9 protein-coding genes are annotated in these 16220 nt (G+C 72.5%); 6 read left to right on the forward strand and 3 right to left on the reverse strand.

The window, feature by feature from the left end; genetic code table 11:
• Window positions 1–104 precede the first annotated feature (104 nt).
• On the reverse strand, window positions 105–1472 hold the full coding sequence (locus OG223_RS25320; RefSeq protein ID WP_329252926.1) for an NAD(P)/FAD-dependent oxidoreductase: 1368 nt from the start codon (window positions 1470–1472) through the stop codon (window positions 105–107).
• Between the two features lie 377 nt (window positions 1473–1849).
• Between OG223_RS25320 and OG223_RS25325 the strand changes: the two genes are divergently transcribed.
• Window positions 1850–2623, forward strand: a complete 774-nt coding sequence (locus tag OG223_RS25325) for a TetR/AcrR family transcriptional regulator (RefSeq protein WP_329252929.1) — start codon at window positions 1850–1852, stop codon at window positions 2621–2623.
• A gap of 308 nt (window positions 2624–2931) precedes the next feature.
• Entirely contained in the window at window positions 2932–4857 is a 1926-nt protein-coding gene (locus tag OG223_RS25330) for a sigma-70 family RNA polymerase sigma factor (protein ID WP_329252931.1), read from the forward strand.
• A gap of 39 nt (window positions 4858–4896) precedes the next feature.
• Here OG223_RS25330 and OG223_RS25335 read toward each other — a convergent pair whose 3' ends face one another.
• Together OG223_RS25335 and OG223_RS25340 are read right to left on the reverse strand one after the other, a co-directional pair.
• Window positions 4897–8139: a BTAD domain-containing putative transcriptional regulator gene (locus OG223_RS25335; RefSeq protein WP_329252934.1), complete on the reverse strand. Its 3243-nt coding sequence runs from the start codon at window positions 8137–8139 to the stop codon at window positions 4897–4899.
• A gap of 220 nt (window positions 8140–8359) precedes the next feature.
• On the reverse strand, window positions 8360–10438 hold the full coding sequence (locus OG223_RS25340; RefSeq protein ID WP_329252937.1) for an asparagine synthase-related protein: 2079 nt from the start codon (window positions 10436–10438) through the stop codon (window positions 8360–8362).
• Between the two features lie 671 nt (window positions 10439–11109).
• Here OG223_RS25340 and OG223_RS25345 point away from each other — a divergent pair.
• From OG223_RS25345 to OG223_RS25360, 4 genes are all read left to right on the forward strand, one after another.
• Window positions 11110–12534 (forward strand): hypothetical protein, encoded by a 1425-nt coding sequence (locus OG223_RS25345; RefSeq protein WP_026151123.1) that lies wholly within the window; start codon window positions 11110–11112, stop codon window positions 12532–12534.
• Between the two features lie 145 nt (window positions 12535–12679).
• The gene (gene lhgO / locus OG223_RS25350) at window positions 12680–13933 is read left to right on the forward strand and encodes an L-2-hydroxyglutarate oxidase (RefSeq protein ID WP_329252941.1); all 1254 of its coding nucleotides are present in this window, start codon (window positions 12680–12682) and stop codon (window positions 13931–13933) included.
• Window positions 13934–14061: 128 nt separating this feature from the next.
• Window positions 14062–14859: a tRNA (guanosine(46)-N7)-methyltransferase TrmB gene (trmB, locus tag OG223_RS25355; protein WP_329252944.1), complete on the forward strand. Its 798-nt coding sequence runs from the start codon at window positions 14062–14064 to the stop codon at window positions 14857–14859.
• A 49-nt stretch (window positions 14860–14908) separates the two neighbouring features.
• Window positions 14909–16216, forward strand: coding sequence for a PrsW family intramembrane metalloprotease (locus tag OG223_RS25360; RefSeq protein ID WP_443073739.1), 1308 nt, complete (start codon window positions 14909–14911; stop codon window positions 16214–16216).
• The last annotated feature ends 4 nt before the right edge of the window (window positions 16217–16220 follow it).

Below are 16220 nucleotides of genomic sequence, written 5' to 3' on the forward strand. Positions count from 1 at the left end.
CACGCGGCGGGAGCCGCACATCGGTCGCGGCCAGTCTGGCAGTGTGGCGGACCCGGTCGATATTCGTCAGACGCCGGGGCGGCCGGTGGAGTTCCTCGGTCCGGTCAGTTCGACCCCTTCGGGTCGTACGGAGGCTTTCCACCGGCCGCGAGTTCGAACTCCGCTCGGGGGTGTTCGAGTGAACCGAGGGAGACGATCTCCCGTTTGAAGAGCCCCGCCAGGGTCCATTCGGCGAGCACGCGGGCCTTGCGGTTGAAGGTGGGCACCCTGCTGAGGTGGTAGACGCGGTGCATGAACCAGGCAGGGTAGCCCTTCAGCTTCCGTCCGTAGACCTGCGCGACGCCTTTGTGCAGTCCCAGGGAGGCGACCGAGCCGACGTACTTGTGGGCGTACGTCTCCAGGGGCTCGTCGCGCAGGGAGTGGACGATGTTGTCGCCGAGGATCTTGGCCTGGCGTACGGCGTGTTGGGCGTTGGGGGCGGTCCGGGTGCCGGGCCGGTCGGCGGTCACGTCGGGGACGGCCGCCGCGTCTCCCGCGGCCCACGCGTGCGTGGTGCCCGCGATCGTCAGCTCCGGGGTGCAGTCGAGGCGGCCGTGCGCGGTGAGCGGGAGGTCGGTGGCGGCGAGGACGGGGTGGGGTTTGACGCCGGCCGTCCACACGAGGGTGCGGGTCGGGAAGCGCTGGCCGTCGCTGAGGACGGCGACGCGGTCCACGCAGGATTCGAGGCGGGTCTCCAGGAGGACCTGGATGTTGCGTCTGCGGAGCTGGGTGACGGTGTAGGTGCCCATCTCCTCGCCGACCTCGGGGAGGATGCGGTTCGAGGCCTCCACGAGGATCCACTTCATGTCGTCGGCGTCGACGTTGTGGTAGTAGCGCACGGCGTAGCGGGCCATGTCCTCCAGCTCGGCGAGCGCCTCGACGCCGGCGTAACCGCCTCCTACGAAGACGAAGGTCAGGGCCGCGTCGCGGATCGCGGGGTCGCGGGTGGAGGAGGCGATGTCCATCTGCTCGATGACGTGGTTGCGCAGGCCGATGGCTTCCTCGACGGTCTTGAAGCCGACGCCGTGATCGGCGAGGCCGGGGATCGGGAGGGTGCGCGAGATCGAGCCGGGGGCCAGGACGAGTTCGTCGTACGACAGCTCTTCGGTGCCGGTGCCCTCCTCCTCGGTGGCGAGGGTGCTGAGGGTCGCGGTGCGCTTGCCGTGGTCGATGGCGGTGGCCTCGCCGATGACGACCCGGCATTGACCGAGGACACGGCGGAGCGGGACGACGACATGGCGGGGGGAGATCGAACCGGCGGCGGCCTCGGGGAGAAACGGCTGATACGTCATGTAAGGGTCGGGACTGACGACGGTGATCTCGACCTGCCCGCGCTTGATTTCACGTTTCAACTTCTTCTGAAGGCGCAGGGCCGTGTACATCCCGACGTAGCCGCCACCGACAACGAGAATGCGCGCGCGTTCCTTCACCATCCCATGACGCACCCGGCGCTGGAGTTTGTCCACAGCCTCGACAAATTGTGTGACCGGCGGCGGAGGCCGCGCGGGGCCGCCGGAATTGCCGGAGTACGACGCAGGTGCGCAGGTCAGTGGGGGTGATCGAGGTGGTGCCGGGGGACGCAACCGGGACGTATGCGACCCGTACTCCGATCGGGGGGCGCTCCGTGCGGAACCTGCCCCTTCTGAATTGACCCCCTCTCAACTATGTTCGTGTGTCGACGGGGTGAAGGGGGATGCGCTCAGCGAGTCCGCGAAGAGCGAGGCTCGCGAACCGGGCTTGTCTCACGATGCTCCGGCTGCCGATGGCGGGGAGTCTCCGGGGGGAGACGTCATTAACCGGGGGAACGTGTATGCATATTCAGGATTCTCATTGGACATCCGCGTCAGCCGTCGCATCCGGCGGCGCGGTCGGAGCGGCGGGAAACGGACGCGGGGACTCCTCGCGGACGACGCCGTTGCGGGTGGACGCACAGCGCAATCTGGAGCACGTACTGCGGGCGGCCCGTGAGGTCTTCGGCGAACTCGGGTACGGCGCGCCGATGGAGGACGTCGCGCGACGCGCGCGGGTCGGTGTCGGCACGGTGTACCGGCGCTTCCCGAGCAAGGACGTCCTGGTGCGCCGGATAGCCGAGGAGGAGACCTCCCGGCTGACCGACCAGGCGCGTTCGGCGCTCGGCCAGGAGGACGAGCCGTGGTCGGCGCTGTCGCGCTTCCTGCGGACGTCGGTGGCCTCGGGCGCCGGGCGGCTGCTGCCGCCGCAGGTGCTGCGTGTGGGTGTCGCCGACGAGATCGCCGAGGGCGGCGCTCTGCTCGACGAGGCACGGGTGCCGCAGCAGCGGACCCAGCCGGGCACGGGCGAGTTGCGGCTGGTCCCGGAGGAGTCGGCGGGGTCCTTGGGCGCCGGCGGCTACGACGCCGGGGCGACGGCGCTGCTGGAGGTCGTGGGCCAACTCGTGGACCGCGCGCGTGCGGCGGGCCAACTGCGGGCGGACGTGTCGGTGTCGGACGTCCTGCTGGTGATCGCCACGGCGGCGCCTTCGCTGCCGGACGCGGCGCAGCAGGCGGCGGCGTCGGCGCGGTTGCTGGACATCCTGCTGGAGGGATTGCGGTCCCGGCCGGTGTGAGGGGCGGGGCGGGGTCGGGTGGCCCGCACGCGGGTGACTCGAATAGGTGACTGTGGTGCGTGGGGGCTGTGCACCCCGCGCCCCGAGGAGTGCCCCGGAGCGTTCGGGGCATTTTGGACATCGGCGCCAACTCCCGCCCCGCGCCCGACAGTTGAGCCTTCCCCGCCGGGGTGAACGCTAGTACTGCGTTGCGGGAAGTCCCCACGGACGAGTGGATCGTCCGTACGACGGGGTCCTGAACAAAAGCCAATATGGCTACGCTGACCGGTGTTCGGGACCGGTTGGGCAGGCGGCGGGGGCTTTCCGCGATGAGCGTTGACGGGCGTGACGAGTCACTGGGTGACGGTGACCCGGAGGCCGGTGGGCTGACCTCACCACAGGTGCCGAGTCAGGGTGGGCCGAGCGTGGTCCCCCAGGGTGGCGATCCGGGCGAGGGCAGTGTCCCGCCGCAGCGTGAGGGTCGCGACGGCGGTGTCCTGCCGCCGCCGCTGGAGATGCCCCCCGCCGACGCCTCGTTGATCGAGCGGATGCGTGCCGGTGACGACACGGCGTACGAGGAGCTGTACCGGCGCCACGCGGACGCCGTGCGCCGCTACGCCCGTACCTGTTGCCGGGACGGGCACACCGCCGACGATCTCACCGCCGAGGTGTTCGCCCGCATGCTCCAGGCGGTGCGCGGCGGGTCCGGGCCCGAGCACGCCGTACGCGCCTATCTGCTGACCTCCGTGCGACGCGTCGCCGCGAACTGGACGAAGTCGGCGAAGCGGGAGCAACTCGTCGACGACTTCGCGGTGTTCGCCGCGCAGTCCGCGCGCGTGTCCGAAGTGTCCGACGACGACACGATCGATCTCGGCGCCGACGTCCGGGCCATGCACGTGGCCGAGCAGTCGATGGCCATGCAGGCCTTCCGGTCGCTGCCCGAGCGGTGGCAGGCCGTGCTGTGGCACACCGAGGTCGAGGACGAGTCGCCGAGCGACGTCGCCACGCTCTTCGGGCTCGACGCCAACGGCACGCGCGTGCTGGCCAGTCGGGCCCGCGAGGGCCTCAAGCAGGCCTATCTCCAGGCCCACGTGAGCGCCGCCCTCGCCGACGACGAGGAGTGCGCGCGCTACGCCGACCAGCTCGGCACCTACGCCCGCCGCCGGCTGCGCACGCGTGCCGAACGGGGGCTGCGCAAGCACCTGGAGGAGTGCGCCAAGTGCCGGCTGGCCGCGCTGCAGATCGAGGAGGTCGCCAGCGGTATCCCGGCGGTCGTCCCGGTCGCGGTCATCGGCTGGTTCGGCGCCGCCGGGTACGCCAAGGCGGTCGCGCTCATCGCGGGCGGCGCGGGAGCGGGCGCCGCCGGTGCCGCGGGTGCCGCCGCGGCGGCGGGCGGGAGTTCGTCCGGCAGCGCCGGCGCGGGAGGCGCGGTGGCCTCCGAGGGGCTCGGCGCGCCGGTGAAGGCGGGCATCGCGGCCGGTGTGGTCGCCGCGGCCACCGCGGCGGCGATCGCCCTCGCGCTGACCGGCGGCACCGACCACCGCACGAAGACGCCCGAGGCGAAACCGGCGCCCTCGTCCTCCCCCGTCGCCAAGCCCGAGTCACCGACCCCGGTGCCCCCGAAGAAGCAACCCGCCCAGGAGCCCGCGGCGTTGGCGCCCACGCCGACGCCGACGCCCACGCCCACTCCGACCCCGTCGCCCAAGCCCACGCCCAGATCCAGCCCCGCCCAGAAGGCCACCCCGACCCCGAGGCCGACCCCCACCCCCACACCCACGCCGCCCCCCAGCCCCACCCCGGCCCCGACTCCCCCGCCCGCGCCGACGGTCTTCCAGGTCAGCGAACTCTCCTACAACGTCAACGGCGACGGCACCGCACCGGAGATCCGGCTCGGCGCGAGCAGTTGGGTGTGGCAGCGCTACGGCGTCTCGATCGGCGGCACGCGGTACGCCCACGGGGTGACCGTGCACGGCCGCTCCTCCGTCACGATCGACCTCAACCGCCCGTGCGTCTCCTACGACGCGACGGTCGGCGTCGACGACATGACGCTCGGGATCGGCAGGGTCTCCTTCTCGGTGTACGCCGACGGGGTCCGACTGTGGCGGTCCGGGGAGATCGACGGCGGGGACCCGGCGGTGCCCGTCCACGTCGGCCTCTCCGGGCGCACGACCGTACGGCTCGTGGTCGAACCGCACAGCTCCTTCGACAGCCTGGCGCTGGCGGACTGGGCGGAGTCGAAGTTCACCTGCCGGTAAGGGTGTTCGCCTGTCGGTGGGAGCGTTCGGTAGGGGCGTTCACCCGTCGGTCGGGCCGGGCAGCTCGGCCAGCACCTCGTCCATGGTGAGGGTCTCCCCGCGGGCGCGTTCGGCGGCGTAGCGCTCGGCTCCCAGGTCGGCGCGGGCCGTGGTCTCGGTGCGCTCGACGCGGGCGCGCTCCGGCATGGGGCGCGGATGGTCGCCGCGCCAGCGGTCTCCGGCGGCCAACAGGCGTACCGCGCGCGGCAGTTCGCCGAGCTCGGCGGAGAGCAGCGCCGTCTGGTCGACCAGGGCCCCGATCAGCGCGTCGGCGCAGCTCTGCTCCACGGCCTCGCGCAGGGTGGCCGTCATCATCACCAGCCCGGGGCCGGGACCGGACTCGGCGGCCGTGACCAGGGCGGCGACCGCGTTCAGGCCGGCCCTGAACTGCGGTGGGGGCGTGCCCTTCTCGCTCTCCGCCCGGGCCCGGTCGCTCAACTCCCGCGCGCGCGGGATCTCCCCGTCCTCCAGGGTGATGTGCGCGCGCAGCATCAGGACGAACGCGCGGGCGTCCGGTACACCGTGCCGCTCGGCCTCCTCGGTCGCCTCGTCCAGGCCCGCCAGCGCGCTGTCGCGGTCGCCCGCGCGGAAGGCGAGTTCGGCGAGGCGGGCGATGAGGAACGGGGTCTCGGTGTAGGCGCCGACCTCGTAGGCGAGCTCCAGGGCCTCCTCGTAGGCCGACTTCGCCTCCTCGAAGCGGCCGCGGACCATGGCGGCCTCGCCGACCGCGCTGGAGACCTGGGCGCGCAGCCAGCGGTCGCCGACGCGTCCGCAGAGCACCTTCAGCATCTTCAGGTCCTCGTCGATGCCCGCCATGCCGCCCGGTGAGTCGACGAGCAGGTGCGTCCGGAACATCAGCAGGACCGCGTTCTCCCAGTCGCCGCCGTGGGCACGGACGTTGACGACCGCCGTCTCCATGGCGGGCCGGATGTCCATCGTCTCGGTGAGGAAGTAGGCGGTGAGCGGCCAGATGAGCCCGGGCATCCGGGCCGCCTGCGGGCCGCCGACGGCGAAGTGGCCCTGGATCAGCCTCATGTACTGCCACATGCGCTCGTCCCGCAGACCGTCCTCCGTCCGGCCCAGGAGCTCGGACTCGGCCCTGAGGAAGAGGTTCAGCAGCCGCAGGTCCATCCGCCGGCCGTGCAGGGGGTGGCGGGCATCCGCCTCCGGGTCGGCGACGTAGACCTCGTACGGGTCCTGGGCGGACCCCTCCGGTGTGGCCAGGGCGAGGACGCGGATCACCCATTCCGCGCCCTCGGTGCGGTAGTTGCGCAGCCACCAGAACCAGCCGACGGCGAGGACCAGGGCGCTCGCCTCCGCCTCGTCGCGTGCGGCGACGGAGCGGGCGAGGGCTGCCCGGATGTTGTCCAGCTCGGTCTCCAGGCGGGCTATCCACGGGAGTTGGTCGCCGGAGCGGAGCAGTGGCTCGGCCTCCTCGAGGAGGGCGCGCGCCCAGGCGCCGTGCCGGCGCTCGGCCTCGGCGCGCAGCCCGGGGGTCTCGGCGGCGCGCTCGACGGCGTACTCGTGGATGGTCTCCAGCATGCGGTAGCGCATGCCGCCGTCGGCCTCTCCCGGGGTGGCCACGATCAGGGACTTGTCGACCAGGGAGCCGATGAGATGGGCCGCGGGGCCGGTGCACACGGCCTCCGCCGCCGCGAGGTCCCAGCCGCCGGCGAACACGGAGACCTCGCGCAGCACCGTGCGCTCCGGCTCGTCGAGCAGCTCCCAGGACCAGTCGACGACGGCCCGCAGGGTCTGCTGGCGGGGCAGGACCGTGCGGCTCCCGGTGGTGAGGAGGCGGAAGCGGTCGTCGAGGCGGTCGGCGATCTGGCGCGGGGTGAGCAACCGGAGCCGGGCGGCGGCCAGTTCGATGGCCAGGGGCAGGCCGTCGAGGCGTCGGCAGATCTCCGCGACCGCCTCCGTGTCCTGGAGCACGGTCTCCGCGTCGGGGCGGACGGCGGCGGCGCGCTCCGTGAAGAGGCGGTGCGCCTGGTCGGGGACGAGGGGCTCGACGGGGCGCACCGACTCGCCGGGGACGCCCAGGGGTTCGCGGCTGGTGGCGAGGATCGTGAGCCCCGGGCAGCGGGTCAGGAGGGTTTCGGCGAGGTCGGCCACCGCGCCGATGACATGTTCGCAGTTGTCAAGGATCAGGAGTCGGCCGCGCGAGGCGCAGTACTCCACCAGCAGGGCGACCGGGTCGTCCTGCGTGGTCATCAACTCGGTGGTCAGCAGGGCGGTCTCGCGCAGACCGAGGGCACTGACCACCGCGCCCGGCACCGCCTCCGGCCGGTCGAGCCGGGCCAGCTCGACCAGCCACGCCTGCGGGAGCCCGGCGGCGGCTTCCTCGGCGAGACGGGTCTTTCCGGAGCCGCCCGGTCCGGTGAGCGTGACGAGGCGGGCCCTGTGCAATTCGGAACGGATGGCGGCGATCTCGGGTTCCCGGCCCACGAAGGAGGTAAGCCGTGGACGCAGGTTGCCGTCGCGTCCGGGCCGCCCGGGGGCGGCGGGCGCCGCGCTCGCCGGTGCCGACGGCGTGAGCAACTCGCCGTGCAGCGCCCGGAGTTCGGGCCCCGGGTCGGTACCGAGCCCCTCGGCCAGCGCACGCCGGGCCGTCTCGTACGCGGCGAGGGCGTCCGCCCCGCGGCCACAGGCGCGCAGAGCACGGATGAGGAGGGCGTGCAGCGGCTCGTCGTAGGGATGCGCCGCGGTCAGTTCCTTCAGTTCCGGTACGGCGTCGGCGGCGCGGCCGAGCAGGAGGTCGGCCTCGACCCGCGTGCGGGTGGCCTCCTGGCGCAGGGCGTCCGGACGGGCCGCGGCGGACCTGTCCGGGAGGTCGGCGAGGGCGGGCCCGCGCCACAGGGCGAGCGCCTCGCCGAGTTCGCGGGCGGCGGCGGTCGCGTCGCCCCGGTCCAGGGCGGCCGTCCCCTGGCGCACCAGCCGCTCGAAGACGAACAGGTCCACGTCGTCCCGGGTCGCCGCGAGCCGGTAGCCGCCGGGCTCGGAGACGATCGCGTCCTTGCCGAGGGTGCGGCGGAGGCGGCCGATCAGGGCCTGGAGGGCGGCCGGGGCGTCCTGGGGAGGCTCCTCCGTCCACACCTCGTCGATCAGGGTGCCGAAGGGGACGACCCGCCCCGGGTGCAGCGCGAGCGCGGCGAGCAGCGCGCGCAGCCGCGCACCGCCGAGGGGCACATCGGTGCCCTGTTCGTCCTCCGCCCGGGTGCTGCCCAGGATTCTGTACCGCACCGGATCATTGTCGCCGGGCGGGCGGCACGAGGTCACGGCGTTTGGCGGTGGGGCGGGCACGCGGGGCGGTTTGTGCCGGTGTGCCGACCGGACCAAGTGCCGGTGACCTTCCTGGACGGGCAGAACACCGCGCGCTGCAGGCGCCCCCGCTCATCCCCCGAAGCCACTCCCGCTGATCCCCGGAGATCACTTCCGCTCATCCCCCGGAGGCCACCCCCGCTCACCCGCCGGAGGCCAACGCCCCCCGCTGCGGCCTGATCCCCTCGGGGACCGCACGCGCGCGTGCGGGTGTCCCCGTCCAGCAGGTCCCCCGGCGGGCGAGCAGCCGGCCCAGCCACAGCTCCAGGGAGACCAGGTCCGCGAGGCCGTCCAGGGGCAGCGGCTCACCCTGGGCCGCCGCGCGCAGCGCCTTGCGGACGACCCGGGCCTCCACCAGACCCGCCTGCGCGAGCAGAGGCGTGGCGAAGAGGTCCATCAGGGAGTCCGCGGACACCCGGAGGCCCTTGCGGGCCGCGGCCGTCGCCGACGCCTGGGAGGGGGCGCCCCAGCCGGGCGGGAGGTCGCCGACGCCGGCGCCCTCCAGGACCGTGCGCAGGATCTCCGCACGGGCGCCCGGGCGCACCCGTAGCGCCTCGGGAAGGGACCGGCAGGCGCGGACCACCTGGTTGTCGAGGAAGGGGGTGTGCAGGCGCTGGGAGCGGATCTCGGCGGCCTGTTCCAGGATGCGGAGGTCCGAGGCGTGGCGGGCGAGGGCCGCACGCGCGCGGAAGTCGCCGGGGCGCTGGCCCGGGCCGCTGCCCTGACGGCTGGGCGCGCCTTGCAGGCGAACCGATACTTCAGCCAGGGCCTCACCGGTCAGCCAACGGGCCGCGGGCCCCGGTCTCGCCCAGGTGAGCGCGGCGAGGGAGGCCCCGACGGCGCCCCCCGGCTCGTCGAAGCGCTTCTGTAGAAGTCGATCGGCAAGGACTTCGAGTCCGGCGCCGTAGGGCGTACGGGCGAGGCGCCGGGCCGCGCCGTACACGCGCCCGGGGACCATCACCGAGCCGTCCGCCTTCGCCAACGCGGCCACCGGGCGCACCAGATGACGTCGTTTGCGGTCCATCAGGAGGTCGGCGAGACGGGCCGGGTGCGCGTCCAGGACCTGTCGGGCGCCGTACCCGGTGAAGTGGTCGGCGCTGCCGGCCGCGAGCCGCGCGCGGTGGCGGGCCGCGGTGATCAGGGAGGGGCCGGGTTCGTCGGTGAGGGGGCCGTCGAGTTCGGCGTACGGGAGGACGTCCTCGCCTCCGGTCACCACCACGTGGTGCAGACGGGGGTTGGCCGCCAGCGTGCCCGCGCGCTCCACCTCGGACTCGCGGCCGGGGACGGCGAGATCGTTGAACGTGACGGCGAGGAGCCGCTCGCCCGCGCCGGTGCCGTGCCCCAGGACCGTGCCCGGAGCCCCCGGCAGCCCGGCGGCGAGCAAGGCCAACGTCCCGGAGGCGGGCCCCCCGGAGAGGTCCGCCCCGATCCCGGGAACCGGCATCCCGCGCGCGGCACGCCGTTCGGCGGGCCCCATGCCGGGCACCGGCCCGGGGTCGATGTCGGGAACATGCCGGGGCGCGGACAGCCGCGCGCGCACGGCGTCCACGAGGGCGTCCCGTACGGCGTCCACCGCGCTGTCCGGGTCGACGGCCGCCGCCGCGACCGCGAGGGAGGCGACCGGCTCGTACCCGGCGATCTCGCGCGCCCCGGCGCGCAGCACCAGCGCATGCCCCGGCGGAATGCGCCGTACGCCCTCGTACGGCGTCGAGTCGTGCAGCGCGGCCGGCACGTCCGGGGCGGCGAGGAGCGCGGCGAGGTGCCCGAAGTCGAGGTTGGCCTCGATGAGGTCGGCGAGCGGGAGCGCGGCCGTGGAGTACGCCGTACCGCCGGCCCAGGGGGTGTAGAACACCGGCTTGGCGCCCGCGAGATCGCCGCAGACCATGGTGCGGCGGTTGACCTTGACGACTGCCGTGTAACTGCCGGACCAGGCCGTCAGATGCCGAAGTGCCCCTCCGCGCGCGGAGAACAGGCTCAGGCGCAGTTCCTCGTCCGTGGCACCGCACGTACCGAGGACCGCGATACGTGTCGCCGCGTCGACCTTCACGACCCGTACCTCGTCGGGCCGCCAGTCGCCGACCGCCCACAGCGGATCCGGGTCTCCCCACAGGAGTTGGGACCCCACCGGGTGCACCGTCTCACCGTCGAGTCCGGTCGCCCCCGCGGAACCGATCGCGGCGGCTCCAGCGGCGGTACTGCTCCATCCCACCAACCACCGCATCGACGCCTCCACAGGCTGTGGACAACCAGTGCACCGCACGAACTGGGCACCATGCTGCCATGAAGGACGCCTTCCGGAGGGCCGGAGAAGCCGCTTGAGATCGCGTGAAGACGCCCTGGACGAGGGACAACCGGACAAGGAAGACCCTACGTCCGCGACGCGAATGCGCCCCCGATACGCTCCCCCAAAACACCTAACGCGCCCTCAACTCCCGTGGTAGGAGCGGTATTCGGCGCCGAGAGTCAGGGTCGATTTTCGGCCAAATCGGCGCGACGAGGACAGGCTCGCGCACGCTCCGTACACGCCTTGCGCACCGCTTCGCACCGCGCACAGTCCGGGAGGCGGAGTACGCCTCCCGGACCGGTCCGCCGCCCGCGGGGATGTAGGCGGCGGTGTCCCCCAGCCCACTGGATCCAGTACAGCGGGCCGACCCACGCACGATCCATGGAACCGCTCCCCCGATGGCCGGAGAAGAGCGCACACACAGGCGCACGGCCACACGACGGGGGCACGTCGCAACCCTGCGTGCAAACCCCGCACTCGCGTACGGACCACAATCCCGCCAACCGGAACAATGCCCCTTAACGCTTGGGATGCGGCGAACTACGCTGGGTTTACGAATGCCGCATGGTTATGCCAGCGCGGCAGCCGTCTGTGTCGAGGGGTGGCGCATGTCCAGGGAGCAACGCGGGCCGAACGAAAAACTCGGCACCGTTCTCGCCCTCGCGGGAATCAGCAACGCAGGACTCGCGCGTCGCGTCAACGATCTTGGCGCTCAACGCGGGTTGACACTTCGCTACGACAAGACGTCGGTGGCGCGCTGGGTGTCGAAGGGAATGGTGCCCCAGGGCGCCGCCCCGCACCTCATCGCGGCCGCCATCGGCCAGAAGCTCGGCCGCCCTGTGCCGCTCCACGAGATCGGCCTGGCGGACGCGGATCCCGCACCGGAAGTGGGCCTCGCCTTTCCCCGGGACGTCGGCCAAGCCGTGCGTTCCGCAACGGAGTTGTACCGCCTCGACCTCGCCGGCCGCCGGGCCGGCTCCGGAGGCATCTGGCAGTCCCTCGCCGGGTCGTTCGCAGTCAGCGCATACGCAACGCCCGCCTCACGGTGGCTCATAACCCCGGCCGACAGTTCGGTGGCGCGCGAGGCCAACTCCGCGGAGAGCTCCGGGACACCGCTCAAAGTCGGCCACAGCGATGTGCAGAAACTGCGGGAGGCCGCGGAGGACGCGAGGCGCTGGGACTCCAAGTACGGCGGCGGTGACTGGCGTTCGTCGATGGTGCCGGAGTGCCTGCGGGTGGAGGCGGCACCGCTGCTGCTCGGCTCGTACTCCGACGAGGTCGGCAGAGCGCTGTTCGGCGCGAGTGCCGAACTCACCCGTCTCGCCGGGTGGATGGCGTTCGACACCGGGCAACAGGAGGCGGCGCAGCGGTACTACATCCAGGCGCTGCGGCTGGCCCGCGCGGCGGCGGACGTACCGCTGGGGGGCTACGTACTGGCGTCGATGTCGTTGCAGGCGACCTACCGGGGCTTCGGCGACGAGGGCGTCGACCTCGCGCAGGCCGCCCTGGAGCGCAACCGGGGGCTCGCGACCGCCCGCACCATGAGCTTCTTCCGGCTCGTCGAGGCGCGGTCCCATGCGAAGGCGGGGGACGCCCAGGCGGCCGGCGCTGCCCTGAAGGCGGCGGAGGGGTGGCTGGAGCGGTCCCGGGAGGGCGACAACGATCCCTCGTGGCTCGGGTTCTACGGCTACGACCGGTTCGCCGCGGACGCGGCGGAGTGCTACCGGGACTTGAAGGCGCCGCGTCAGGTCCGTCGGTTCACGGAGCAGGCGTTGTCGAAGCCGACGGAGGAGTTCGTGCGGTCGCATGGTCTCCGGCTCGTCGTCTCGGCGGTGGCCGAGCTGGAGTCGGGGAATCTTGACGCGGCGTGCGAGCAAGGGGTTCGGGCGGTGGAGGTCGCTGGGCGTATCTCGTCGGCGCGTACGACTGAGTACGTGAAGGATCTTCTGCACCGGCTGGAGCCGTACGGGGACGAGCCGCGGGTTGTCGAGTTGCGGGAGAGGGCTCGGCCGTTGTTGATGGCGCCCGCCTAGTCGTCTGCGTGGCTTGTGTTGTCTTGCGGGTGCGGGTTCGTCGTGGCTTGTCGCGCCCACGCGGCGGAGCCGCATATCGATACAGCCCCGCGCCCCTTCAGGGCGACAAGCCCTCCCGGCGTTTGAAGTGGCTGTCAGTGGTGCAGTGCACTATCGGAGGCGGGAGGTGGTGCACGTGGTCGGGTTTGATTGTGACGTGCTTGTGGTCGGGGGCGGGATCGTCGGGCTGTCTACGGCGTATGCGATCACTCGTGCCGCACCGGGCACTCGCGTCACGGTGTTGGAGAAGGAGAGCGGGCCCGCTCGGCACCAGACGGGCCGTAACAGCGGGGTGATCCACAGCGGGATCTACTACAAACCCGGGTCGCTCAAGGCGCGGTACGCGGTGCGCGGGGCCGCCGAGATGGTCAAGTTCTGTGCGGAGTACGGCGTTCCGCATGCCGTCACCGGGAAGCTGATCGTCGCCACGGAGCGGGCCGAGCTGCCCCGTCTGCACGCGCTCGTGCAGCGCGGCCGGGAGAACAACATCCCGGTGCGGGAGCTCGGCGCCGGACAGATCGCCGAGTACGAACCGGAAGTGCGCGGCCTCGCGGCCATACAGGTCGCGACGACCGGCATCTGCGACTACACCGAGGTCGCCCGCCACTTGGCCGAGGCCTCCGGCGCGGAGATCCGCTACGGCGCGCGCGTCGCCCATATCGACCGGCGCCCGGAGCGCGGGGTCGCCGTCCGCACGGTGACCGCCACCGGCGGCGACATCGTCCGCGCGCGCGTGCTGGTGAACTGCGCCGGCCTGCACTGCGACCACGTGGCCCGCCTCACCGGCGACGACCCGGAGATGCGGATCGTGCCGTTCCGCGGCGAGTACTACACCCTCACCCGACCCGAGCTGGTCCGGGGCCTGGTCTACCCGGTACCCGACCCGGCCTTCCCGTTCCTCGGCGTCCACCTCACCCGCGGCATCGACGGCAGCGTCCACCTCGGCCCGAACGCGGTACCGGCCCTGGCCCGCGAGGGCTACGGCTGGGGCGTCGTACGCCCCCGAGAGCTCGCGACGACGGCGGCCTGGCCCGGGGTGTGGCGGATGGCCCGACAGCACTGGCGGTACGGAGCGGGGGAGCTTCGCCGGTCGGTGTCCAAAAGCGCGTTCACGGCAGCCGTACAGCGACTCCTCCCGGCCGTGACGGCGGAGGACCTGGTGCCGTCGCCGGCCGGGGTGCGGGCCCAGGCCGTACTCCGGGACGGCACCCTCGTGGACGACTTCCTGATCAAGGAGGGCCCCCGAGCCATCCACGTCCTCAACGCCCCAAGCCCAGCGGCAACAGCCTCCCTACCGATCGGCAGAGAGGTGGCCCGACGCGCGCTGGCCTCACTGCACCGAGAACTACAACCCCGCTGAAGGGGCGCGGGGCTGTATCGATATGCGGCTCCGCCGCGTGGGCGCGACCAGCCACGACGCACCCGCACCCGCACGACAACACAAGCCGGGCAGGCGCTCGGGCGCACGCCCCGTAAAATCAACGCATTGTGTCTGACACCGCCAACACCCCCACCGAGCCCGCACCCCGCACCCGAGCCAAAGGCGAACCCCGTTTCCCCGACGGGCCTCGGCCCGACCCCGCCGGTTCTCACTTCGAACGCCGGATCCGGAGTTTTCAGCCGCGCCGGAGTCGGGTCACCGCCGGGCAGGCCGACGCGCTGGAACGCCTGTGGCCCAAGTGGGGCCTGGACATCGACGGCCAACGCAGCCTCGATCTGACCGAGTTGTTCGGCAACGACAACCCCGTCGTCCTGGAGATCGGCTTCGGAATGGGCGAAGCCACCGCGCAGATGGCCGCCGCCGACCCCGCGACGAACATCCTCGCCGCCGACGTGCACACCCCGGGTCAGGGCAACCTCCTGGGCCTCGCCGACCACCACGGCCTCTCCAACATCCGCGTCGCCAACGGGGACGCGATCATCCTGCTCCGCGAGATGCTCGCCCCGGACTCGCTCGACGGGCTGCGCGTCTACTTCCCCGACCCCTGGCCGAAGAAGCGGCACCTCAAACGGCGGCTGATCCAGCCGGAGTTCCTCTCGCTGGCCGCGACCCGGCTCAAGCCCGGGGCGACCGTGCACTGCGCGACCGACTGGGAGCCGTACGCGGAGCAGATGCTGGACGTGCTCGGTGCGCACCCGGACTACGAGAACAGCCAACCCGACGGCGGTTTTGCGCCCCGTCCGGACTTCCGGCCGCTGACTCGTTTCGAGGGCCAGGGACTGGACAAGGGACATGTCGTGAACGATCTGCTGTTCCGTCGCGTACCCCACGACGACCAGCGCTGACGCCAGGCTCCATCGCGGGCCGTGCCCTTACCTCGTTAGGGTCGATGCCGTGGCCACGTTTTCGCCGTACCCCCCACACCCCGGCCACCTCGCCGGTGGTGTGCCCGGGCACGGGCGGCGCGAGCGCTGGTGGCGGCGGAACTGGGTCCGGCACGGCGCGCTGATCACCCTGCTCACGCTCTCCGGGCTGGTCATCCTCGCACTCGTGCGCCAACAGACCGGTACGGAAGGCTTCTTGGTGGGCCTGGGGCTCGCCGTACTGCCCGTGCCGCCGCTGGTCGCCGCGTTCCGCTGGCTGGACCGGGTCGACCCCGGGCCCTGGCGGAACCTGCTCTTCTCCTTCGCGTGGGGCGCCTGCGCCGCAGCCCTCATAGCCATCGTCGCCAACAGCTTCGCGACCAGATGGATAGCGACCACGACCGCCGACCCGACCAGCGCGGACACCCTGGGCGCGACCGTCATAGCCCCCATCGTCGAGGAGTCGGCGAAGGCGGCGGCCGTCCTGCTCGTCTTCCTGTTCCGCAGACGGGACTTCACCGGGATCGTCGACGGCGTGGTGATAGCCGGGGTCACCGCCACCGGCTTCGCGTTCACCGAGAACATCCTCTACCTCGGCACCGCCTTCGGCACCGACCAGCTCACCGGCGACCGCGGTTTCACCTCCGTCACCGCGGCGACCTTCTTCGTGCGCATCGTCATGTCCCCGTTCGCGCACCCCCTGTTCACCGTCCTCACCGGCATCGGCTTCGGCATCGCCGCGCTCTCCCCCGACCGGCACCACCTCCGGCGCGTCCTGGTCCCGCTGACCGGCCTGCTGCTCGCGATGGGCATGCACGCGATCTGGAACGGCTCCTCCACCTTCGGCCAGTACGGCTTCTTCGAGGTCTACGGCGTCTTCATGGTCCCCATGTTCGGCCTGCTGACCTGGCTCGCGGTCTGGACCCGGCAGCGCGAACTGCGCACCGTGCGCGAGGAGTTGCCCGTCTACGTGTACGCGGGCTGGCTGACCCCGGCCGAACCGTCCGTGCTCGGCTCGATGAAGGCACGGCGGCTGGCCCGCGAGTACGCCCGCCACCACCTCGGCCGCCCTGCGGGCCGCTCGGTCGCCCAGTACGAGGCGTACGCGACCTCCCTGGCGTTCCTGCGACACCGGGCCGCACGGGGCCGCGCCGGCGCCGAATTCGTCGTACGGGAAAGGGAGTTGCTGCACGAGCTGTGGCTGCGCCGGGAGGTGGCGCGGCCGGCGCTGGACTACGCGGCGCGGCGGACGGTGCCTCCGGTGCCGGTGGTGGTGCCGCCGTGGCCGCCGGTGTACGGGTCGTACGGGACTTCCCTGTACAACCCGTACCGGTCCTGACGGC

The organism is Streptomyces sp. NBC_01478 (genome assembly GCF_036227225.1).
Taxonomy (GTDB): domain Bacteria; phylum Actinomycetota; class Actinomycetes; order Streptomycetales; family Streptomycetaceae; genus Streptomyces.